Annotated in this window: 19 protein-coding genes and 1 pseudogene; 8 read left to right on the top strand and 12 right to left on the bottom strand. The window is 65.4% G+C overall.

The genetic code is table 11. From position 1 onward, the window contains the following. On the bottom strand, nucleotides 1–1,236 hold the full coding sequence (locus tag DAEP_RS0121350; protein ID WP_008558193.1) for a 3-methyl-2-oxobutanoate dehydrogenase (2-methylpropanoyl-transferring) subunit alpha: 1,236 nt from the start codon (nucleotides 1,234–1,236) through the stop codon (nucleotides 1–3). Nucleotides 1,237–1,392: 156 nt separating this feature from the next. Between DAEP_RS0121350 and DAEP_RS0121345 the strand changes: the two genes are divergently transcribed. Further along, nucleotides 1,393–1,857 carry an Lrp/AsnC family transcriptional regulator gene (locus DAEP_RS0121345; protein ID WP_027246132.1) on the top strand — a complete coding sequence of 155 codons (465 nt, stop codon included), beginning with the start codon at nucleotides 1,393–1,395 and terminating at the stop codon, nucleotides 1,855–1,857. A gap of 22 nt (nucleotides 1,858–1,879) precedes the next feature. Here DAEP_RS0121345 and DAEP_RS0121340 read toward each other — a convergent pair whose 3' ends face one another. From DAEP_RS0121340 to cofG, 8 genes are all read right to left on the bottom strand, one after another. Beyond that, nucleotides 1,880–2,512, bottom strand: coding sequence for a TetR family transcriptional regulator C-terminal domain-containing protein (locus DAEP_RS0121340; protein ID WP_008558303.1), 633 nt, complete (start codon nucleotides 2,510–2,512; stop codon nucleotides 1,880–1,882). A gap of 225 nt (nucleotides 2,513–2,737) precedes the next feature. Next, a complete protein-coding gene (locus tag DAEP_RS0121335; RefSeq protein WP_008558185.1) occupies nucleotides 2,738–3,739 on the bottom strand; it encodes a TIGR03842 family LLM class F420-dependent oxidoreductase in 1,002 nt (333 codons plus the stop codon). 24 nt (nucleotides 3,740–3,763) lie between these two features. After that, on the bottom strand, nucleotides 3,764–4,432 hold the full coding sequence (gene npdG / locus DAEP_RS0121330) for an NADPH-dependent F420 reductase (protein WP_027246131.1): 669 nt from the start codon (nucleotides 4,430–4,432) through the stop codon (nucleotides 3,764–3,766). Further along, on the bottom strand, nucleotides 4,429–5,202 hold the full coding sequence (gene cofE, locus DAEP_RS0121325) for a coenzyme F420-0:L-glutamate ligase (RefSeq protein WP_027246130.1): 774 nt from the start codon (nucleotides 5,200–5,202) through the stop codon (nucleotides 4,429–4,431). Before cofE ends, npdG begins: the two co-directional genes overlap by 4 nt. Continuing rightward, nucleotides 5,199–5,858 (bottom strand): 2-phospho-L-lactate guanylyltransferase, encoded by a 660-nt coding sequence (gene cofC / locus DAEP_RS0121320; RefSeq protein WP_027246129.1) that lies wholly within the window; start codon nucleotides 5,856–5,858, stop codon nucleotides 5,199–5,201. Before cofC ends, cofE begins: the two co-directional genes overlap by 4 nt. Beyond that, nucleotides 5,855–6,820 carry a 2-phospho-L-lactate transferase gene (cofD, locus tag DAEP_RS0121315; protein ID WP_027246128.1) on the bottom strand — a complete coding sequence of 322 codons (966 nt, stop codon included), beginning with the start codon at nucleotides 6,818–6,820 and terminating at the stop codon, nucleotides 5,855–5,857. Before cofD ends, cofC begins: the two co-directional genes overlap by 4 nt. Beyond that, the gene (gene cofH, locus DAEP_RS0121310; protein WP_027246127.1) at nucleotides 6,817–8,091 is read right to left on the bottom strand and encodes a 5-amino-6-(D-ribitylamino)uracil--L-tyrosine 4-hydroxyphenyl transferase CofH; all 1,275 of its coding nucleotides are present in this window, start codon (nucleotides 8,089–8,091) and stop codon (nucleotides 6,817–6,819) included. Before cofH ends, cofD begins: the two co-directional genes overlap by 4 nt. Next, nucleotides 8,088–9,230 carry a 7,8-didemethyl-8-hydroxy-5-deazariboflavin synthase CofG gene (gene cofG, locus DAEP_RS0121305; RefSeq protein WP_027246126.1) on the bottom strand — a complete coding sequence of 381 codons (1,143 nt, stop codon included), beginning with the start codon at nucleotides 9,228–9,230 and terminating at the stop codon, nucleotides 8,088–8,090. The genes cofH and cofG overlap by 4 nt, the downstream gene beginning before the upstream one ends. Nucleotides 9,231–9,468: 238 nt before the next feature. On the opposite strand from cofG, the gene DAEP_RS0121300 reads away from it, so the two are divergent. The 7 genes from DAEP_RS0121300 (at nucleotide 9,469) to DAEP_RS0121270 (ending at nucleotide 18,548) form a co-directional block, all read left to right on the top strand. Continuing rightward, entirely contained in the window at nucleotides 9,469–11,040 is a 1,572-nt protein-coding gene (locus DAEP_RS0121300; protein ID WP_027246125.1) for a Re/Si-specific NAD(P)(+) transhydrogenase subunit alpha, read from the top strand. Between the two features lie 15 nt (nucleotides 11,041–11,055). Then, nucleotides 11,056–12,486 (top strand): NAD(P)(+) transhydrogenase (Re/Si-specific) subunit beta, encoded by a 1,431-nt coding sequence (locus DAEP_RS0121295; protein WP_027246124.1) that lies wholly within the window; start codon nucleotides 11,056–11,058, stop codon nucleotides 12,484–12,486. 25 nt (nucleotides 12,487–12,511) lie between these two features. Next, nucleotides 12,512–13,831: an omega-aminotransferase AptA gene (gene aptA / locus DAEP_RS0121290; protein ID WP_027246123.1), complete on the top strand. Its 1,320-nt coding sequence runs from the start codon at nucleotides 12,512–12,514 to the stop codon at nucleotides 13,829–13,831. A 63-nt stretch (nucleotides 13,832–13,894) separates the two neighbouring features. Further along, entirely contained in the window at nucleotides 13,895–15,145 is a 1,251-nt protein-coding gene (locus DAEP_RS0121285) for a Zn-dependent hydrolase (protein WP_027246122.1), read from the top strand. Nucleotides 15,146–15,150: 5 nt separating this feature from the next. Further along, nucleotides 15,151–16,611 (top strand): dihydropyrimidinase, encoded by a 1,461-nt coding sequence (hydA, locus tag DAEP_RS0121280; RefSeq protein ID WP_027246121.1) that lies wholly within the window; start codon nucleotides 15,151–15,153, stop codon nucleotides 16,609–16,611. 94 nt (nucleotides 16,612–16,705) lie between these two features. Then, on the top strand, nucleotides 16,706–18,196 hold the full coding sequence (locus DAEP_RS0121275; RefSeq protein WP_008558295.1) for an NCS1 family nucleobase:cation symporter-1: 1,491 nt from the start codon (nucleotides 16,706–16,708) through the stop codon (nucleotides 18,194–18,196). A gap of 58 nt (nucleotides 18,197–18,254) precedes the next feature. After that, nucleotides 18,255–18,548, top strand: coding sequence for a DUF1330 domain-containing protein (locus tag DAEP_RS0121270; protein WP_027246120.1), 294 nt, complete (start codon nucleotides 18,255–18,257; stop codon nucleotides 18,546–18,548). A 110-nt stretch (nucleotides 18,549–18,658) separates the two neighbouring features. On the opposite strand, the pseudogene DAEP_RS23135 reads toward DAEP_RS0121270, so the two are convergent. The 3 genes and pseudogenes from DAEP_RS23135 to comD form a co-directional block, all read right to left on the bottom strand. Continuing rightward, nucleotides 18,659–19,770: pseudogene (locus tag DAEP_RS23135) on the bottom strand (alpha-hydroxy acid oxidase). After that, complete coding sequence (gene comE / locus DAEP_RS0121260; protein WP_027246119.1) at nucleotides 19,770–20,324, bottom strand: sulfopyruvate decarboxylase subunit beta; 555 nt, start codon at nucleotides 20,322–20,324, stop codon at nucleotides 19,770–19,772. The pseudogene DAEP_RS23135 and the gene comE overlap by 1 nt, the downstream one beginning before the upstream one ends. After that, nucleotides 20,321–20,827: a sulfopyruvate decarboxylase subunit alpha gene (gene comD, locus DAEP_RS0121255; RefSeq protein WP_027246118.1), complete on the bottom strand. Its 507-nt coding sequence runs from the start codon at nucleotides 20,825–20,827 to the stop codon at nucleotides 20,321–20,323. The genes comE and comD overlap by 4 nt, the downstream gene beginning before the upstream one ends. Nucleotides 20,828–20,855 lie beyond the last annotated feature (28 nt).

Raw genomic sequence — 20,855 nt, 5'->3', positions numbered from 1 at the left:
TCAGTACCCTGCTTCCTGACGCTGCCGGATCAGATGCGGCGGCATGGTTTCATAGACGCCCTCGAACATGTCACGCGGGCTGGGGGTCTTGCCGCCGCCCAAGGTGCCGATGGCCTCGGCCTGCTTCTGGGTGGCGATGACCCCGTCCAGGATTTCTGCCTGGGCCTGGGTGTGGCGGTCCTCGCTCCACTCGCCGATGGCGATGAGGTGCTTCTTCAGCCGCTCGATCGGGTCGCCCAAAGGCCAGGCCGCGGCCTCGCTCTTGGAACGGTAGGCAGAGGGGTCGTCGCTGGTGGAGTGCCCGCCCGCGCGGTAGGTCACATGCTCGATCAGGGTCGGGCCATGGCCGCGCCGGGCCCGCTCGCAGGCCCATTTCGCCACTGCGTGCACCGCCAGGTAGTCGTTGCCGTCCACCCGGATCGAGGCGATGCCAAAGCCGTGGCCGCGCGCCGCAAAGGTGCCGACGCCGCCGCGGGCGATGCCCTGGAAGGTGGAGATGGCCCACTGGTTGTTGACGATGTTCAAGACCACCGGCGCGCTGTAGGTGGAGGCAAAGACCATGGCGGCGTGGAAATCGCTCTCAGCCGTTGAGCCGTCGCCGATCCAGCCGGTGGCGATCTTGGTGTCGCCCGAAATGGCCGAGGCCATCGCCCAGCCGACCGACTGCACGAACTGGGTGCCAAGGTTGCCGGAGATCGAGAAGAACCCGTGTTCCTTGGAGGAATACATGATCGGCAGCTGGCGCCCGTGCAGCGGGTCGTCAGCGTTGGAATAGATCTGGTTCATCATCGTCAGCATCGGATAGCCGCCCGCGATCAGCAGCCCCGCCTGACGGTAGGTCGGGAAGTTCATGTCGCCCGGACGCAGCGCGCGGGAGAAGGCGCAGGACACCGCCTCTTCGCCAAGGTGCTGCATGTAGAAGCTGGTCTTGCCCTGGCGCTGCGCGTTCATCATCCGGGCATCAAAGGTGCGCAGGGTCAGCATGTGGCGCAGGCCCTCGCGCAGCTCGTCCGGGCTGAGCGCGCCGGCCCAGTCGCCAACCGCCTCGCCGTCCTTGTTCAGCACCCGGACGATGGAAAACGCCATATCGCGGATCGAATCCGGGTCTGCGTCAACCGGCGGGCGTTTGACGGCCCCGGCGCGCGGGATCTCGAAATCCGAAAAATCCGGCGTGTCGCCCGGGCGGCAGCCCGGTTCCGGCACGTTCAGCGATAGCGGCGGGAAATCATCACTCATGCGGTCCCTTTCTGATCAAAGCCCCTGCAAGGCAGCACGCGCCGCGCGCGGCAGGGCCTGTCTGCCCAGCTTAGCAAAACCGCATGGTTGAAAAATAACGAATATGGGGGTACTGAAGCAAAAATCAGAGAAAATACACTCGGAAAAGCAAAATTTATGGTGGTTCTCGCTACGGATTCAGTTGATCGGGAGATACTTCGCGCGCTGCGCGATGACGGGCGGATTCCGCTGGTGCAGCTGGCGGCCCGAGTCGGCCTGTCCCAGACGCCCTGCAAGCGGCGCCTGCAGCGGCTGGAGGAAAGCGGCCTGATTTCCGGCTACATCGCCCGCATCGACCGCAAGGCTGCGGGGTTTGGCATCACCGCCTTTGTCTCGGTGGAGCTGGAGCGCCAGGACGCGGACGAAATCGCCCGGTTCCAGAAGAGGACTGCCCAGTTCGAGGAGGTGGTCACCGGCACGCTGATGACCGGCGCGCAGGATTTTCTGCTGGAAATCGTGGTGGAAAGCCTGGAGGAATTCGAAACCTTCCTGCAGACCAAGCTGCTGCGCATTCCGGGCATCCGCGTGGTGCGGTCCCGCTTTGCGCTGCGCAAATTCATCGACCGGGCGCGGATCCCGTAACCGCCGCGGCGGTCCGCGGCCGTCAGCCGGCGTCTACGGCCAGCAGCTTCTGGTACATCTCCAGCAGGAACACCTCGGCCTCGGCATAGCGGTCCTGTGCCTTGGCGGGGGCGATTTCCTCGATCTGCACGTCGAAATCGGCGTAGTGCTGGGTGGTGGCCCAAATCGAATACAGCAGATGGTGCGGATCGACGGTAGCAATCCGGCCCTCGCGCATCCAGTCCTCCAGCACCGTGATCTTGGTGTTGTAAAGCTCTTTCAGCGGGCCGAAGATCTCGCTGCGCGACTGCGGCAGGCCGCTGAGGATCTCATTGGCGAAGAACTTGCTTTCCTTGGGAAAATTCCGCGAGATTTCCAGCTTGCGGCGGATGTACTGGCAGATTTCGTCGATCGGGTCGCCGTGCTGGCTCAGCATGTTCAAAGGCGCCATCCACAGCTGCAGGGTGCGGGCCAGCAGCTCCTGGCGGATCGCGTCCTTGCTTTCGAAGTAATACAGCAGGTTCGGCGTGGTCAGCCCGGCGTTCTTGGCAATCAGGTTGATCGACGCGCCGGAGGATCCGTGCTGGGCAAAAACCTCCAGTGCGGCGGCCAGGATCTGTTCCGTCTTTTTCCGCTGAATCCGGGTCTTCGGCTTTTCAGCTGCCATGCGCGCCATGTAAATTCCGCCACTTATAAAAATGTTTATCTGACGCCCTATTGGCACAAGTCAAAGGCTGTTGCCAGCGGTCGCGCGCAAAAGGCCGGGTCAAAACAATCTGCCGGTGCAGGCAGACCGCGCGGCAAAGAAAGGAGCGGGCAGCCGGAGCCGCCCGCCAATAGGCACCGTCCGCGGGGAGATTTGTCCGGACGGTGCCGTTTCCGGGCTGGTGCCCGGCGCAGTTCAGCGGAAGGCCGGGATGATCTTCTCGGCGTAGTCGGCGATGATTTTCTCTTCGTCGCCGCTGTCGAGATAGATGTTGAACTGGGTGGTGCCGGCATCCTGCAGATCGCGGATCTTGGCGATATGCTCGTCCGGGGTGCCCAGCACGCAGAAGCTCTTGACGATGTCTTCGGTGATGAAGTCCAGGTACGGGTTATCGCTCTGCCCGTGCTTGGAGTAATCGTAGCCCTTGCGGTTCTTGATGTAGTCGGTCAGGCTGGTCGGGACGTGATCACCGTCGGTGCCGTATTTTTCAACGATGTCAGCGACATGGTTGCCGACCATGGCGGGGAACCACTTGGTCTTCTCAATACCTTCCTCGATCGGGCCGGTATGGGCGGGTGCTGCGGCCATGACGCGGTAGTTCGACATGTCGCGGCCTTCGGCCTCGCCGCCGGCCTTGGCCTGATCCGCCAGCCACTTGATGATCTTGGGTTCAGCAATTTGCAGGACAACACCGTCACCGACCTTGCCGGCCGAGGCCAGGGCCTTGGGACCGTAGGCGCCGATCCAGACCGGCAGCTCATAGCCCTGGGCCCAAGGGAATTTCACCGGCTCGGGGCATTCGCCGTACTGCACTTCCTCGCCGCGGATCAGCGACTTGACGACGTGGGTGAATTCTTCCATCCGGCTGATGGTCGAGGGCTTTTTGCCCATCACCCGCACGGCGCTGTCGCCGCGGCCGAGGCCGATGTCGAAGCGGCCGCCGGACTGTTTCGCCAGCGAGCCGAACAGCGAGGCGGCCACCGACCACTCGCGCGAGTTCGGGTTGGTCACCAGCGGGCCGAAGCGCATCTTGGTGGTGTGCTCCATGCACATCGCCATGGCGACGAAGCTTTCGCGCCACAGGATGTGGCTGTCGTAGAACCAGCAGTAGGCAAAGCCTGCGTTTTCCGCTTGGCGGACCAGTGCGCGGGCGCGTTCGGGCTCAACGAAGCCCTTGAAGCAAATACCGAATTCCATTTGTGTTTTCTCCCTGTTGGAATCTTAGTGTTCGGGGGCCCAGATGCGGATGCCCGCATGGGTGAAAGGAACCGCCTTCGAAATGTTCTGGCGGATCAGGATCGGGGTGATCGCCTCGATGCAGCGGGCGGCCTCGGCGTCGCCGGCGTTGTAGGCCTGAACGTCCAGCGCGCTGACCAGCTCGATCACCTTCTTGCGGGCGGGCAGGCTGTTGCCGCAGACCAGGATGTCGCAGTTGATCGGCCAGTCGAGGTTGTTCAGCGTGGTGGCCGACACGTTGTGCAGCGCGCCGATCACCGGGATCTCGTCGCCCAAGAGCGCCTGCGCGGCCTCGGTGGCGGAGCCTTCGGGCGGCATCTCCACCTTCTTGGGGTCGCCTTCTTTCAGCGGCACCACGATATCGACCAGGATCTTGCCCGTCAGGCCCGGCTTCAGCGCCTCCAGCGTGGCGTTATGGGCCGAGAACGGCACCGCGAGGATGACCATTTCATCCGCCGCCGCGGTGGCGCCTTCGTTGTCGAGGCCGGTGATTTCTGCGGCGCCCGCGGGCAGCTTTGCCATCAGCTCCGCCGCGATGCCGGCGCTGCGCTCGCCATCGCGCGAACCCAGTGCCACGGCGATCCCTGCGCGGGCAAAGCGCAGTGCCAGCCCCTGGCCCTGCGGCCCGGTGCCGCCAATGATTGCGATCTTCATCTGAACATATCCTCCTGTTTTTTCCTGAGTATGTCGGCGCCGCGGCTGTCGGCGGGCTGCCAGTCGAGCCCGCGCAGCAGCACCGCCGGTGTTTTTCCGTTCTTGCGCACCACCAGACCGGAGGCGGCGGAAATCTCATCGGCCAGCGCCGGTTCGGTCACCTGCAGCGGCCGCCCCCATGCGTCCAGGTTGCCCTGCTCCTGAATGGTGGCGGGAACCTTGCTCAGCCCGATGGCCACGTTGACCTGGCCCAGCCGCCAGGGGCGGCCGAAGGTGTCGGTCATCACCACGCCGATCTGCGCGCCGAACCGGGCGGCCAGCGCCGCGCGCAAACGCTCGCAGCTGGCATCGGGATCGCGCGGCAGCACCATCGCCGCCTCCTCCTCGCCGAGGTTCGACTCATCCACCGCCGCGTTGGCGGAGATGAAGCCCAGCCGGTGCTCGCAGATCATCGTGCCGGTGTTCTGATCCGGGCGGCGGAAGGCGCGCACAACGCGGGTGCTTTCGCGCAGGACGATTTCCACCTTGCGCGGGTCCTTGTTCAGCTCCTCGCCGTATTTGATGGCTTCCGCCGAGGGCGTGACCGAGGCCAGCGGAATGATGCAGTCTTCGGCCTTGGAAAACACCTTCTGTGCGATGCACAGGATATCGCCGTCCTCGAGGCCCAGGCCTGCGGCCTCCAGGCAATCGCCCAGGATGGCCGCCAGATCGTCGCCGTTCTGGATATCCGGCACGCCGGGCACGGCGGTGAGAGAGACCGAAAGGCTCATCGCGCGCCCTCCCGCATCAGCGCCTGCGGGTTCTGCGCCAGCAGGCAGCTGAGGTCCTCGGCGGTGTCAACGTCAACCCGCAGGCTGTCCAGCGGCAGCACCACCGGGCACAGGCCCGCGGCCTCTGCCGCGCGCCGGTGGGCGATCAGCGATTTCTGCCCGTAGGCAAAGGCAAAGGGGCAGGGCAGCGGCACCAAAAGCGCGTTGGTGCCAAGGTCGGTCGCCGGGCACAGCACTGCGCGGGTGCCGTCAACCGGATAGGCCAGAAGCTGCGCCAGATCGTCCGGCGACGGGTCCGCCAGATCGCCCGGCAGCACGCACAGTGCCTCATACCCTTTGGCCGCTGCCCAATCCGCCGCCGCCGCCACCGCCAGCGACAGGGTGCCGGGGTCGTTGTCGTCGATGCAGATCAGACCGGCCTGCCGCGCAATGCGCGCAATCGCCGGGCTGTTGGACACCACGGCAATGTCGGCGGCACCGTCGGGCAGCCTGGCAACCGCCTCCTGCAGCCGCATGATGGTGGAGCGGAACAGGCCCCGGGCCAGCGCTTCGCGGTCCCGCGGCGCCAGCGCGAGGCTCAGCCGCGTCTTGGCCCGGGAGGGATCCTTCATCGGGATCACCGCCAGCCGCTTGCCGGATTTCGCCGCCGCGCTCATGCCGCCGTCTCCCGGTTCGCGCGGGCAAGGCCCAGATCCGCCACTTCCCGCGCCAGCCGGGCCTTATCGTCCTGGGTTTTCATCAGAATGCCGCTGCAGACCGGTGCCAGCCCCATCGCGCGGATTTCGCCCGCCAGCCCGGCATCGGCGTGGTCGATCACCAGCGTACCGGCCAGCCCGCGGTAGCGCGCGGCCACACCGGCGGCATCGGCCCGCTCCCCCAGCGCCGCCATCATGCGGTCGGCCGGCCCCTTGACCACCTTGCCGCCGATGAACGGGCTGACAGCAACCTTCTGCGCGCGTGCCGCCCGCAGCGCCGCGGTGATCCCCGGCACGCCCAGAATGGGGGCGATGCTGACCAGCGGGTTGGAGGGCGCAATCACGATCAGATCCGCCTGCCGGATCGCCGCCAGCGCCTCTGGCGCGGGGCGGGCCTTGTCCAGCCCGTCAAAGGCCAGCTCCCGCACCTCCGGCGCGCAGCGCTCGCGGACGAAATACTCCTGGAAGCTCAGCCAGCCGGCATCGGTGCGCACCCGTGTCTGCACCTTATTATCCGTCGGCAGCAGGATTTCCGCCTGCACGCCAAAGGCGCGCGCCACGTCGCGGGCGATATCGCTGGGCCGGTCGCCCTGCAGGCGGCGCATGGTGCGGTGGATGTGCAGGCCAAAGTCGCGGTCGCCCAGCGACATCCAGGTGTCTGCGCCCAGCTTGTTCAGCGTTTCCAGCGCCCGGTGGCTTTCATCCGCCACGCCCCAGCCCTGGGTGCGGTCGATCACATCCGCCAGGCTGTAGGTCAGCGTGTCGATATCGGGCGAGACCCAGAGGCCGTGGAAATCATCGTCATCCGCCACATTGCCGATCACCGACAGCGCCACATCCGGCAGCGCGGCCAAGCCCTCGGCCATCTTGGCGCCGCCGACGCCGCCCGCCAGCAGGGTGACCTTATGCTTTTGCGCGTTCATTCCGCTGCCTCCAGCTTGGGCCCGCGTTCGGGGAACATTTCCAGAAACGCCAGCGGGTCGCGGCCCTGACGGTCGACCAGCGGCGCGATCACCTCGGGGTCGTGGTGTTCGTAAACCTCGCGGATGTCGTAGATGGTGTTGCGGCGCACCGGCACCCGGCCCGCGGCGCGGATGATCTGCGCCAGTTCGCGCGCGGTGATCTCCTGCCCGTGGTCCGACCCGGCCGAGCGCGAGATGCTTTCGTTCATCAGCGTGCCGCCGAGGTCATTCACCCCGCGCGACAGCATCTCTTGCGCCCGCGCCGCGCCCAGCTTGGTCCAGCTCACCTGGATATTGTCGATCCAGCCGTGCAGCATGATGCGCGACACCGCGTGCATCAGGTCCACCTCCAGCGCGGTCGGGCCGGGGCGCACTTTGTCCGGGTTCTGCGACCAGAGCGGCGACTCGGTATGCACGAAGGACAGCGGCACCAGCTCGGTAAAGCCGCCGGTGTCCTTCTGGATGTCGCGCAGCAGGCGGATGTGCGCGGCCCAATGCTGCGGCCCGTCGATATGGCCGTACATGATGGTGGCGGTGGTCGGGATGCCGACCTCGTGCGCGGCGCGGATGATCTCCACCCATTTTTCGGCGCTCAGCTTGTTCTTGGTCAGCTGCATCCGCACTTCGGTATCCAGGATCTCCGCCGCGGTGCCGGGCATCGAACCGAGGCCCGCCTCCTTCAGATCCGCCAGGAAGTCGCGGTAGGACATCTTTGTCTTGGACGCGCCGTACCAGATCTCAAACGGCGAGAAGGCATGGATGTGCATGTCCGGCAGCGCCGCCTTGATGGCGCGCACGATGTCCCGGTAATAGGTGCCTTCCATCTTGGGATGCAGGCCGCCCTGGATGCAGACCTCGGTGGCGCCGCGGTCCCAGGCTTCCTGCGCGCGCGCCACGATCTGCGCGGGCTCCAGCCACTCGGCGTCCTTGTCCTCGCTGCGCTTGGCAAAGCCGCAGAACCGGCAGCCCATATAGCAGATATTGGTGAAGTTGATGTTGCGGTTCACCACAAAGGAAACGCGGTCGCCATTGGCGCGGCGGCGCAGCGCGTCGGCCACGGCATAGACCGCTTCGGCGTCAGCGCCGGTGGCGCGGAACAGCTCGATGCCTTCGGCCTCGGACACTTCGCCGCCCTCCAGCGCCATCTCCAGGATGGCGCGGACCGGGGCGGAGGCGGCGCTGACGGCAGCCGGGACAGTGGCGAAATTCTCGGCGGGGTGCTGGATGGTCATGCTGTCTCTCCGATGTGGCGCTGATCGCGGGCGAGGCCGTTTTCCTGGGCCATGCCGGCCGCCCGGGCCAGCACGCCGGGGTTGATGAAGCCGCTGTCCCCGGTCAGGTAGCGGGGGTAGACGGTAAGCCGCTCGCGCAGTTCGAACCCGGCCCCGGTGCAGGAGCTTGCCAGCGCCCGGATCTCCGGCCATTCGTGCTGCGGGTTGATGAAGTCGATGGTCACGGGCGAGATGCCGCCCCAGTCGTTGATGCCCGCCTCCAGATAGGCGATGTGGCGGGTGCTGAGGTTCGGCGGCGCCTGCAGGCTGATCTCCGGCGCCAGGATGATGCGGGCGGCGGCGATGGTGCGCAGCATGTCCTCCAGCGCCGGTTCCGGGTGGTTCGCCATCTCGATATCCGGTTTGCGCTGGAAGTTCTGGATGATGACTTCCTGAATGTGGCCGTGGCGGGCGTGGGCGTCATTGATCGCGTGCAGCGCCTCGATCCGCTCGGCAAATGTCTCGCCGATGCCGATCAGCAGGCCGGTGGTGAAGGGCACCTGCTTCTGGCCCGCGCGTTCCAGCGTGCGCAGCCGTTGCACCGGCACCTTGTCAGGGCAGGCATAATGCGGCTGGCCCTTGCGGGTCAGGCGGCGGCTGACGGTTTCCAGCATCATCCCCATCGAGGCGGAGACCGGGCGCAGCAGGTCGATCTCGTCATCGGTGAGGGTGCCCGCGTTCACATGCGGCAGCAGGCTGGTCTCCGTCAGCACCAGCTCGCACATGTCGCGCAGGTAATCGGTCAGGCGGGAATAGCCGAGCCGTTCCAGCCCCTTGCGGGCCTTCTCATAGCGCAGCTCCGGCTTCTCGCCGAGGCTGAACAGCAGCTCCTTGCAGCCCTCGCGCTCGCCTTTCTGCGCCACCGCCAGCACCTGCTCCGGCGTCATGATATTGGCCTCCGGCGAATCCGGATGCTTGACGAAGGTGCAATAGCCGCAGGTGTCGCGGCACATGTTGGTCAAGGGCACGAAGGCCTTGCGCGAATAGGTGACCGTGCGGCCCCATTGGGCGTCGCGGATCCCGGCTGCACGCATCATCAGGGCGCGCAAATCCCCGGTCTCCGCCCAGGCGGTGCCTGTGCTGAGCGATTGGGTGTTCATGGTGTCCTCCCTGCCTCAAAGACTGTGGAGGAGGGCGCGCCATGTCAAATATTTTTTTAGCTGTAAGTCAAAAAAAATACCGTGAAGGCAAAGATTGCCATCATAACAGGCTGTTTTTAAACTGCTAAAAATATGAGCTGACAAAAATATTGACTACTAAGTAAAACAACCAAATACTTCTTCCCAATCGCAGGCAGCCGGTCCGCCGGACGCATCCGCGAAAAGGGAGGACATTGAAGTGCTTATTGGAACGCCAAGGGAGCTGGCGGCTGGAGAGTCGCGCGTTGCGATGACGCCGGAGTCTGCGGTTCAGCTGCAGAAGCTGGGGTATGACTGCGCGATCGAGACGGGGGCCGGGGCGGCGGCGGGGTTTTCCGATGCCGCCTATGAAGCCGCCGGGGTCGAGATCATCAAGACAGCGGCGGCGCTGTGGAAGGCCGCCGATATCATCGCCAAGGTGCGCCAGCCGGATGCCGCCGAGCTGAAGCGGCTGGCCAGGGGCAAGACGCTGATCTCCTTCTTCAATCCGGCCGGGAACGAAGAAGGCATGGCGCTGGCCAAGGCCAAGGGCGCCAATGTGATCGCCATGGAGATGGTGCCGCGGATCTCCCGCGCGCAGAAGATGGATGCGCTCAGCTCCATGGCCAATATCGCGGGCTACCGCGCGGTCATCGAGGCGGGCAACAACTTCGGCCGCTTCTTCACCGGCCAGATCACCGCCGCAGGCAAGGTGCCGCCCGCCAAGGTGCTGGTGGTCGGCGCAGGCGTCGCCGGGCTTGCCGCCATCGGCACCTCGACCTCGCTGGGGGCCGTCACCTATGCCTTCGACGTGCGCCCGGAAGTGGCCGAGCAGGTGGAATCGATGGGCGCCGAGTTCGTCTATCTCGATTTCGAGGAGGAGCAGCAGGACGGTGCCGCCACCGGCGGCTATGCCTCTGTGTCCTCGCCGGAATTCCGTGAAGCGCAGCTGGCCAAGTTCCGCGAGCTGGCGCCGGAGGTCGACATCGTCATCACCACCGCGCTGATCCCCAACCGCGAAGCGCCAGAGCTGTGGACCGAGGACATGGTCGCCGCAATGAAGCCCGGCTCGGTCATCGTCGACCTGGCCGCGGAGAAGGGCGGCAACTGCAAGCTGACCGTCGCGGATGAGAAGATCGTCACCGAAAACGGCGTCACCATCATCGGCTACACCGACTTCCCCAGCCGGATGGCGGCGCAGTCGTCGTCGCTTTACGCCACCAACATCCGCCACATGATGGCCGACCTGACGCCGGACAAGGACGGCCAGGTCAACCACAACATGGAGGACGACGTGATCCGCGGCGCCACCGTGGCGTTCGAGGGCGAGATCACCTTCCCGCCGCCGCCGCCCAAGGTGCAGGCGATTGCCGCCAAGCCCAAGGCCGCGGTGCCGGAGCTGACGCCGGAGGAGAAACGCGCCAGGGAGGTTGAGGCCTTCAAGGCGCAGACCAAGAGCCAGGTCGCGATGCTGGCGGGCGGCGGCGCGCTGCTTTTGCTGGTGGGCCTCTTTGCGCCGGTCAGCTTCATGCAGCATTTCATCGTCTTCGCGCTGGCCTGTTTCGTGGGCTTCCAGGTGATCTGGGGCGTCGCGCACAGCTTGCACACGCCGCTGATGGCGGTCACCAACGCGATCTCCTCGATCATCATCCTGGGCGCGCTGATGCAGATCGGCTCCGGCTCGTTCCTGGTGATCCTCTTGGCGGCGCTCAGCGTCTTCATGGCCGGGATCAACATCTTCGGCGGCTTCCTCGTCACCCGGCGCATGCTTGCCATGTTCCAGAAATCTTAAAGAAGGGCCGAGTTCATGGATTACGGTTTCACCACCGCCGCCTATGTCGTTGCGGCTGTTCTGTTCATCCTCAGCCTGGGCGGGCTGTCCAATCAGGAAAGCGCCAAACGCGCGGTCTGGTACGGCATCGCGGGCATGGGGCTGGCGGTTTTCGCCACTCTGATCGGCCCCGGCTCGGGCCTGTGGCTGTTGTCGCTGCTGCTGATCGCGGGCGGCGGGATCATCGGCACCTATGTCGCCAAGAAGGTGCAGATGACCGAGATGCCGCAGCTGGTCGCGGCGATGCACTCGCTGGTCGGCCTCGCCGCGGTGTTCGTCGGCTTCATCGCGCATTTCGAGATCGGAAATGTGGCGGCGGCTGCCAGCACCGGGGACCTCGGCACCTTCGCCAAGCTGATCGCCAAGAAGACCCCGGCCGAGATCGCCTTCCTGCGGGTGGAGCTGTTCCTCGGCATCTTCATCGGGGCGATCACCTTCACCGGCTCCGTGATTGCCTTCGGCAAGCTGGCGGGCAAGGTCACCTCGGCGGCCACCAAGCTGCCGGGCGGGCATATGCTGAACGCCAGCGCCGCGGGGCTCTCCCTGCTCTGCCTGATCTGGTACTTCAACACCGGCGGCTTCCTGCCCCTCGTGCTGATGACGCTGGCGGCGCTGTTCATCGGCTACCACCTGATCATGGGCATCGGCGGCGCCGACATGCCGGTGGTGGTCTCGATGCTGAACAGCTACTCGGGCTGGGCCGCGGCGGCGATCGGCTTCTCGCTGGGCAATGACCTGCTGATCGTGGTCGGCGCGCTGGTGGGCTCCTCCGGTGCGATCCTCAGCTACATCATGTGCAAGGCGATGAACCGCTCCTTTGTCAGCGTGATCCTGGGCGGCTTCGGCGGCACCTCCGGTCCGGCGATGGAGATCGACGGCGAGCAGATCGCCATCGACGCCGACGGCGTGGCCGCGGCGCTGGAGGAGGCCGACAGCGTGGTGATCATCCCCGGCTACGGCATGGCGGTGGCGCAGGCGCAGCAGAACGTGGCCGAGCTGACCCGCCGCCTGCGCGCGAAAGGCAAGACTGTGCGCTTTGCCATCCACCCGGTCGCGGGCCGCCTGCCGGGCCACATGAACGTGCTGCTGGCGGAGGCCAAGGTGCCCTACGACATCGTGCTGGAGATGGACGAGATCAACGAGGATTTCCCGGACACCGACGTGGCCATCGTGATCGGCTCCAACGACATCGTGAACCCTGCCGCGCAGGAGGACCCCAACTCCCCCATCGCGGGCATGCCGGTGCTGGAGTGCTGGAAGGCCAAACAGGTGTTTGTCTCCAAGCGCGGCCAGGGCACGGGCTATTCCGGCATCGAGAACCCGCTGTTCTTCAAGGAAAACACCCGCATGTTCTATGGCGATGCAAAGCAAAGCCTCGACACGCTTTTGGGCCAGATTGCGGCCTGAACGCTCTTTAGAAAAGGACTTGGACATGGATAACCAACTGAAGCGGCCGAACGCCATGGATGCTTATTGGATGCCGTTTACGGCCAACCGGCAATTCAAGCAGACGCCGCGCATGGTCGCTGCCGCGGAGGGCATGTATTACACCACCACCGACGGGCGGAAGGTGATGGATGGCACCGCGGGCCTGTGGTGCGTGAACGCGGGCCACGCTGCGCCGCGCATCACCGAAGCGGTGCAGAAACAGGTCATCGAACTGGACTATGCGCCCGCCTTCCAGATGGGCCACCCCAAGGCGTTTGAGCTGGCAAACCGGCTGGCGGAGCTGGCGCCGGGCGATCTGAACCATGTGTTCTTCACCAACTCCGGCTCGGAATCGGTGGAGACCGCGCTGAAAATCGCGCTGGCCTACCACAAGGCCAATGGCGAGCAGGGCCGCACCCGGCTGATCGGGCGCGAGAAGGGCTATCACGGGGTCAATTTCGGCGGCATTTCGGTGGGCGGCCTCGTCAACAACCGCCGCCATTTCGGCAGCCTGCTGACCGGTGTCGACCACCTGCGCCACACCCATGATCCCGAGCGCAACGCCTTTACCAAGGGCCAGCCGGAGCATGGCGCGGAGTTGGCGGAGGATCTGGTGCGGCTGATCGAGCTGCACGGCGCGGAAACCATCGCCGCGGTGATCGTCGAGCCGATGGCGGGCTCCGCCGGGGTGATCCTGCCGCCCCAAGGGTACTTGCAGCGCCTGCGCGAAATCACCCGGGAGCATGGCATCCTGCTGATCTTTGACGAGGTGATCACCGCCTATGGCCGCTTGGGCCGGGCGTTTGGCGCGGATTACTATGGCGTGGAGCCGGACATGATCACCACCGCCAAGGGGCTGACCAACGGGGTCATTCCGATGGGCGCGGTGATGATCAGCAGCGCCATCCACGATGCCTTCATGACCGGCCCGGAGCACATGATCGAGCTGTTCCATGGCTATACCTACTCCGGCAACCCGGTCGCCTGCGCTGCGGCGCTGGCGGCGCTGGACACCTACCGCGAGGAGGAGCTGTTCGAGCGTGCGGCGTCGCTGGAGGACTATTGGGCCGATGCCCTGTTCAGCCTCCAAGGGATGCCGCATGTGAAGGATATCCGCTGCTCCGGCCTGGTCGGCGCGGTGGAGCTGGAGCCGGTTGCGGGGGTGCCGACCAAACGCGCCTTCGACACCTACCTGCGCGCCTGGGACAAGGGGGCGCATCTGCGCACCACCGGAGACATCATCGCCATGTCGCCGCCGCTGATCATCGAAAAGAAGGAAATCGACGAGCTGATCGGCATTCTGGCCGAGTCGCTCGTCGCGTGAGGACCTGCCCCTGGCCTGCGCCCCAAGCGGCGCGCGGGGCAGGGGCGGCATAGGGAGAGAGATATGAAAGACGTGCAAAGCAACGCCCGCATCAACGGCAGCCGCCTGTGGGACACGCTGATGGAGATGGCGCAGAAAGGCCCCGGCCTGCGCGGCGGATGCAACCGCCAGACGCTGACCGACGCCGACAAGGAAGGCCGCGACCTGTTCAAACGCTGGTGCGAGGAGTCCGGCATGTCCGTCGGCGTCGACAGCATGGGCAACATGTTCGCCCGCCTGGAAGGGGCCGAGCCGGATCTGGATCCGGTGATGATGGGCAGCCATCTGGACACCCAGCCCACGGGCGGCAAATACGACGGCGTGCTGGGCGTGCTGGCAGGGCTTGAGGTGGTGCGCTCGATCCGCGATCAGGGCATCCGGACCCGCCGCCCGATCGTGGTGGTGAACTGGACCAACGAGGAAGGCACGCGGTTTGCGCCCGCGATGCTGTCCTCCGGCGTTTTTGCGGGCGTTCATACACAGGACTGGGCCTATGCGCGCGAGGATGCGGAAGGCAAGAAGTTCGGCGAGGAACTGGCCCGCATCGGCTACGCGGGCGATGAGCCGGTGGGCAACCGCAAGATGCACGCGATGTTCGAGCTGCACATCGAGCAAGGCCCCATTCTGGAGGCCGAGGGCAAGGACATCGGCGTCGTGACCCATGGCCAGGGCCTGAACTGGCTGCAGGTGACGCTGACGGGCCAGGAGGCGCACACCGGCTCCACCCCGATGCCGATGCGCCGCAATGCGGGCCTGGGGGCCGCGCGGATCACGACGCTGGTGCATGAAATCGCGATGAGCCACCAGCCCGACGCCGTTGGTGCCGTGGGCCACTGCGATTATTACCCCAACAGCCGCAACATCGTGCCGGGCAAGGTGGTGTTCACCATCGACTTCCGCTCGCCCAGCTTTGACACGCAAGCGGACATGGAGCGCCGCCTGCGCGAGGGTGCCGCCAAGATCGCCGAGGAGCTGGAACTGGGCCTGGAAATCGAGCAGGTCGGCCATTTCGACCCGGTGACGTTCGACGAAAACTGCGTCTCTGCCGTGCGCCGTGCCGCCGAGCAGCTGGGCTATTCGCACCGCAACATCATCTCGGGCGCAGGCCATGACGCCTGCTGGATCAACAAGGTGGCGCCGACCGCGATGGTGATGTGCCCCTGCGTCGATGGGCTCAGCCACAACGAGGACGAGGAAATCAGCCGTGAATGGGCCGCGGCAGGGGCAGATGTGCTCTTGCATGCCGTGCTGGAAACGGCAGAAGTCGTGGAGTGAAGACTATGACTGCAAGAACCGTGATCAAGGGCGGCGCTATCGTTGCCGCCGACCGCAGCTATGCCGCCGATGTCGCCATCGAGGATGGCAAGATCGTGCAGATCGGCGCGGGCCTCACTGGCGACAAGGTGCTGGACGCCGAGGGCTGCTATGTCATGCCGGGCGGCATCGACCCGCATGTGCATCTGGAAATGCCCTTCATGGGCACCCATTCGGCGGACGACTTTGAATCCGGCACCCGCGCGGGCCTTGCCGGCGGCACCACCATGGTGGTGGACTTCTGCCTGCCCAGCCCCGGCCAGTCGATGCTGGAGGCGCTGGAGGCCTGGCACGCCAAGTCCAAACGCGCCTGTGCCGACTACTCCTTCCACATGGCGGTGACCTGGTGGAGCGAGCAGGTGTTCAATGAAATGCAGCAGGTCGTGGATCTGGGCATCAACACCTTCAAGCATTTCATGGCCTACAAGGGCGCGCTGATGGTGGACGATGACGAGCTGTTTGACAGCTTCCGCCGCTGCGCCGCGCTTGGCGCGCTGCCGATGGTGCATGCGGAAAACGGCGACGTGGTGGCCACCATGCAGCAGAAGCTGCTGGCCGACGGCATCCGCGGCCCCGAAGGCCATGGGCTGTCGCGCCCGCCCGAGGTCGAGGGCGAAGCCACCAACCGCGCCATCATGATCGCCGACATGGCGGGCGTGCCGCTGTACGTCGTGCATACCTCCTGCGAGCAGGCGCATGAGGCGATCCGCCGGGCGCGCCAGAAGGGCATGCGCGTCTATGGCGAGCCGCTGATCCAGCATCTGGTGCTGGACGAAAGCGAATACCGCAACCCCAATTGGGACCACGCCGCGCAGCGGGTGATGTCGCCGCCGTTCCGCGACAAGGCGCATCAGGACAGCCTGTGGGCCGGTCTTCAGGCAGGTTCTCTGCAGGTGGTGGCGACCGACCACTGCGCCTTTACCGTGGATCAGAAACGCTTTGGCATCGGCGATTTCACCAAGATCCCGAACGGCACCGGCGGGCTGGAGGACCGGATGCCGGTCCTGTGGAGCGAGGGCGTGAACACCGGGCGGCTGACACCGAACGAGTTTGTGGCCGTGACCTCGACCAATATCGCGCGTATCCTCAACATATACCCGCGCAAAGGGGCGATCGTGGAAGGCTCCGACGCCGATCTGGTGGTGTGGGATCCGAAGAAGTCCAAGGTGATCTCGCCCGAAACCCAGCAGTCGGTGGTGGAGTACAACGTCTTCTCCGGCCGCGAGGTGACCGGCCTGCCGCGCTATACCCTCAGCCGCGGCGAACTGGCGGTGGACGACGGCACCGTCTGCGCCACCCCGGGGCATGGGCGTTTTGTCGAACGGCCCGCGTTCCCCGAGGTCAGCAAGGCGCTGTCCAAGTGGAAACAGGTCACCGCGCCGCGCCAGGTTGTGCGCTCGGCTGAAAACATGCCGGCCTGCGTCTGATCACGGTCCCCGGCGCAGGCCGGGGGCTTTTGCATTTACTGCCTGCCGCAGAAGCAGGCAGCAATTAAGCCAAATAACAGGGAGGAAACTCAAAATGGCTGATGTAACCAGCGGGTATTCCGCGTCCGGCGCCGAGGCGCCGCCGCGGGTGGATCTGACCGGGATCGACCCCGAACTTTATAACGAGGACCAGCTGCCGACGACGGCAGCGGAACGCACCTGGGACTGGCTGGCAATTGCCGCGCTTTGGGTGGGCATGGTGGTCTGTATCCCGACCTACCTGCTGGCCTCCTACCTGATCGGCTCCGGCATGAGCTGGGATCAGGCGGTGCTGACCATTCTCGCCGCCAATGCCATCGTGCTGATCCCGATGGTGCTGGTGGGCCATGCCGGCACCAAATACGGCATCCCCTTCCCGGTGCTCTTGCGCTCCTCCTTCGGGCCGACCGGCGCCAAGATCCCGGCCGTGGCCCGCGGCATCGTCGCCTGCGGCTGGTTCGGCATCCAGACCTGGGTCGGCGGCTCGGCGATCTTTGTGATCCTCAACACCCTGACCGGCGGTGCGCTGGCGGGCGAGGCGCTGCCGGTGCTGGGCATCAGCGCGGGCGAGTTCATCTGCTTCCTCGCCTTCTGGGCGCTGCACCTCTACTTCATCGCCAACGGCACCGAGTCGATCCGCTGGCTGGAGACCTATGCAGCCCCGTTCCTGCTGGCGATGGGCCTGGCGCTCCTGGCCTGGGCCTATGTCAACGCGGGCGGCTTCGGCGAGATGCTGTCGGCCCCCAGCGCCTTTGATCCGGGCCAGCCGCAGGAAGGCCAGTTCTGGGTCGTCTTCTGGCCGAGCCTCACCGGCATGATCGGTTTCTGGGCGACGCTGGCGCTGAACATCCCCGACTTCACCCGCCACGCCAAAAGCCAGAAAGACCAGCTGCTGGGCCAATTGGTCGGCCTGCCGATCCCGATGGCGCTGTTTGCCTTCATCGCCTCCGCCGTGACCTCGGCCACCGTGGTGATCTATGGCGAAGCGATCTGGGATCCGATCCAGCTGTCTGAGAAGATGGGCGGGTTCTCGGTGATCATCGCGCTGTTTGCGCTGATCGTGGCGACGCTGACCACCAACCTGGCGGCAAACGTGGTGGCCCCGGCGCACGGGTTCTCGAACCTGGCGCCGAGCAAGATCAACCTCAAGCGCGGCGGCTATATCACCGCAGGTATCGGCATTGCCATGTTCCCCTGGGTCCTGGTGAACCACATCATCGGCTGGCTGATCGCCTATTCGGCGCTCCTGGGTCCGATCGCGGGCGTGATGCTGGCGGACTACTACCTGCTGCGCAAGACCAAGCTTGAAGTGGCTGACCTGTTCAAGATGAACGGCATCTATTCCGGCAGCAACGGCACCAACTGGGCCGGTGTCTGGGCGCTGGTGATCGGCATCCTGCCGAACCTGCCGGGCTTCCTGGCCGGTGTCGGCATCACTGCGGGCACCTCGGACTTCTTTGCCACGATCTACACCTACGCCTGGTTCGTGGGCCTGTTCGTGGCCGGCGCCGCCTATCTGGTGCTGTCCAAGATCCTGAACAAGTGACCTTTGGCCGGGGCGGTGCCTGCCGCCCCGGTTTCCTTTTCGGACAAGCGGAGTTCCCATGCCCAAAGCCTATTGGATTGCCCATGTCACTGTGACCAATCCCGATCCCTACAAGCTCTATGCCGAAGGCGCGACGGAGGCGTTCAAGACATTCGGCGCCCGCGTTCTGGCCCGCGGCGGCGCCTGCGAGCAGATGGAGGGCGACGGCCATCCGCGCAACGTGGTGATCGAGTTCGACTCGATGGAAGCCGCGCTGAGCTGCTACAACTCGCCGGAATACCAGGCCGCCAAAGCGCACCGCGAGGGCGCGGGGCTGGCCAATATCGTGATTGTCGAAGGCGCGCCCGGCTGAGTGGGCCTGCCTTTGCACCGGTTGCTTGCCGCCCTGCCTGACGGGAACAGGCGGGCAGCCGGTCAATATATTGTTTTATATAATAAATCCTTCAGATCAGACGTGCGCTGCTATGATCGTCCTTCAAAATTGTCAGCTGACAATGACGTAAGTCCGGTTTGCGCCATGGCGATGCTCAGCTCTTCGCTCAGCGCTTCCCACAGCTGTTGCAGCCCTGCTTCGCCCCCTGCCGCAATGGCAAACTGCAAAATCCGCCCCAGGAAGGTGAAGTCCGCCCCCGCCGCCAACGCCTTCAGCACGTCCTCGCCCGACCGGAGGCCGCTGTCGTAAAATACCGGAATGTCCGGCCCCAGCGCGGCCCGGATTTTCGCGAGCATCTCAATCGGCGCCGGCGCGGCCTCCAGTTGCCGGGCGCCATGGCTGGAGACCTGGATCGCGTCCACGCTCACCGCCGCAAGGGCGCGCGCGTCCTCAACGTCCAGCACACCCTTCACCACCAGCTTGCCGGGCCAGAGATCGCGCAGCCGGGCCAGCGTGTCCCAAGTGGCGCGCGCCCGGCTTTCGGTGCGGTCGAAGTCGTAGCCGTCCATCTCGAAATTCGCCATCACCGGCCTGCCCTTCAGCAGGGTGCTCAGCGACCAGCGCGGGTGCAGGGCAAAATCGACGAACTGCCGCGGCCCGATGCGGAACGGCATTTTGAAGCCATGGCGCAGCTCGCGCGGGCGGCGGCCCACCTCGGGCACATCCACCGTCAGCACCAGCGTCTGGTATCCGGCTGCGCGGGCACGCTCCGCCAGCTTGAAGGTGCCGCTGCCGTCACCGCTGAGTAAAGCTGGAACCAGGCATAGCCCTCTGCCGCTTCCAGGATGGTCTCCAAAGGGGTCGACGCCACGGTGGAAACTCCATGCGGCACCCGGTAGCGCGCCGCCAGCCGGGCCAGCATCAGGTCGGCGCCGGGGGCTGACAGGTTGCACATGCCCATGGGGGCAATCCCGAAGGGCCGGTCTGCCTCGGCACCGAAAACCTTGGCGGCAAGCGAGCGGCGGCTGACATCGCGCAGGATGCGGGGCCGCAGGGTGAGGGCATCCAGGGCCGCACGGTTGCGCGCCGCCCCGGTTTCCTGCCCGGCTGCGCCGTCGATATAGTCAAACACCATCCAGGGCAGCCGCCGCCGGGCCAGGCGGCGGGCGTCCTCAGCCGAATGGATGGCGCCTGCGGCCATCAGCCGGCCACGGCCTTCATGAAGCGGTCGCGGATCACCACCGGGTCCATCGTGATCACCGGCATCTTGGCGTTGCCGCTGTCGCATTTGACCACCAGAACCGTCGCCTCGCCGCTGGCCAGCGCGTCCTCCAGCGCGGGGCCGGTGTCCTTGTCCTGCACCTCCACCACCCGGGCGCAGCCGGCCGCGCGGGCCATGCCGGCTAGATCGGTGCGCTGGCTGGTGTAGGTCGGCTGATCGCCGGTGGAGCCGTAGGAGCCGTTGTCGATGATCATCAGGATGTAGTTGCCGGGCGCGTTGTTGCCGATGGTGGGCAGGGTGCCGAGGTTGGTCAGGATCGAGCCGTCCCCGTCGATCACGATGACCGGCTTCGGCTGCGCCAGCGCCAGCCCCAAGCCGATGGAGGAGGCCAGCCCCATGGTGCCCAGCATGTAGAAATTGCTGGGCTGGTCGTCGATGGCGTGCAGTTCTTGCGACGGAATGCCGATGTTGCAGACCACCAGCTCGTTGCGCAGGATCGGCGCGATCTCTTTCAGGATTTCGGAACGGATCATTGGTCGCCATAGCCTCCCCAGAAGTTGGCGTCGGTCAGGATGGCAACGGGCTTGTTGCACATGAAGGTGTATTTCAGGATGTTGTCGAACTCCTCGACATCCCGCTGCCAGTGGAAGTGGTAGGTGGGGATGTTGAGCTGGCCCAAGAGCGCCTTGGTATGCACTGCCATCTCCACCTGGCAGGCCACCGGCTCGCGCAGCTCGCCGCGGTAGGAGATCAGCATCGGCAGCGGCATCCGGTAATACTGGATCAGCGTCGCCAGCGTGTTGATGGTGACCCCGATGGCAGTGTTCTGCATGATGATGGCCGGGCGCTTGCCGCCCATCCAGGCGCCGGCGCAGAGCCCCATGCCCTCATCCTCCTTGTTGGAGGGGATATGGAAGATGTCGTCGCGCTGGTCGATCTCCTCGATCACGCCGGCCAGCTGCTTGCAGGGCACGGTCGTGACGAAGGAGACGCCGTTGGCCGCCAGATCGTCAGCGATCCTCTTGTCGATATTCATGGTCGGTTGCCTTTGCTTCGGGGGTCTT

This window comes from Leisingera daeponensis DSM 23529 (assembly GCF_000473145.1).
Taxonomy (GTDB): Bacteria; Pseudomonadota; Alphaproteobacteria; order Rhodobacterales; family Rhodobacteraceae; genus Leisingera; species Leisingera daeponensis.
This window is presented reverse-complemented; position numbering and strand designations above follow the sequence as displayed.

Bases quoted from the DNA above. Each gene is read 5' to 3' on its own strand.
- DAEP_RS0121350 (WP_008558193.1), bottom strand. From the start codon at position 1,236: ATGAGTGATGATTTCCCGCCGCTATCGCTGAACGTGCCGGAACCGGGC.
- DAEP_RS0121345 (WP_027246132.1), top strand. From the start codon at position 1,393: ATGGTGGTTCTCGCTACGGATTCAGTTGATCGGGAGATACTTCGCGCG.
- DAEP_RS0121340 (WP_008558303.1), bottom strand. From the start codon at position 2,512: ATGGCGCGCATGGCAGCTGAAAAGCCGAAGACCCGGATTCAGCGGAAA.
- DAEP_RS0121335 (WP_008558185.1), bottom strand. From the start codon at position 3,739: ATGGAATTCGGTATTTGCTTCAAGGGCTTCGTTGAGCCCGAACGCGCC.
- npdG (WP_027246131.1), bottom strand. From the start codon at position 4,432: ATGAAGATCGCAATCATTGGCGGCACCGGGCCGCAGGGCCAGGGGCTG.
- cofE (WP_027246130.1), bottom strand. From the start codon at position 5,202: ATGAGCCTTTCGGTCTCTCTCACCGCCGTGCCCGGCGTGCCGGATATC.
- cofC (WP_027246129.1), bottom strand. From the start codon at position 5,858: ATGAGCGCGGCGGCGAAATCCGGCAAGCGGCTGGCGGTGATCCCGATG.
- cofD (WP_027246128.1), bottom strand. From the start codon at position 6,820: ATGAACGCGCAAAAGCATAAGGTCACCCTGCTGGCGGGCGGCGTCGGC.
- cofH (WP_027246127.1), bottom strand. From the start codon at position 8,091: ATGACCATCCAGCACCCCGCCGAGAATTTCGCCACTGTCCCGGCTGCC.
- cofG (WP_027246126.1), bottom strand. From the start codon at position 9,230: ATGAACACCCAATCGCTCAGCACAGGCACCGCCTGGGCGGAGACCGGG.
- DAEP_RS0121295 (WP_027246124.1), top strand. From the start codon at position 11,056: ATGGATTACGGTTTCACCACCGCCGCCTATGTCGTTGCGGCTGTTCTG.
- aptA (WP_027246123.1), top strand. From the start codon at position 12,512: ATGGATAACCAACTGAAGCGGCCGAACGCCATGGATGCTTATTGGATG.
- DAEP_RS0121285 (WP_027246122.1), top strand. From the start codon at position 13,895: ATGAAAGACGTGCAAAGCAACGCCCGCATCAACGGCAGCCGCCTGTGG.
- hydA (WP_027246121.1), top strand. From the start codon at position 15,151: ATGACTGCAAGAACCGTGATCAAGGGCGGCGCTATCGTTGCCGCCGAC.
- DAEP_RS0121275 (WP_008558295.1), top strand. From the start codon at position 16,706: ATGGCTGATGTAACCAGCGGGTATTCCGCGTCCGGCGCCGAGGCGCCG.
- DAEP_RS0121270 (WP_027246120.1), top strand. From the start codon at position 18,255: ATGCCCAAAGCCTATTGGATTGCCCATGTCACTGTGACCAATCCCGAT.
- comE (WP_027246119.1), bottom strand. From the start codon at position 20,324: ATGATCCGTTCCGAAATCCTGAAAGAGATCGCGCCGATCCTGCGCAAC.
- comD (WP_027246118.1), bottom strand. From the start codon at position 20,827: ATGAATATCGACAAGAGGATCGCTGACGATCTGGCGGCCAACGGCGTC.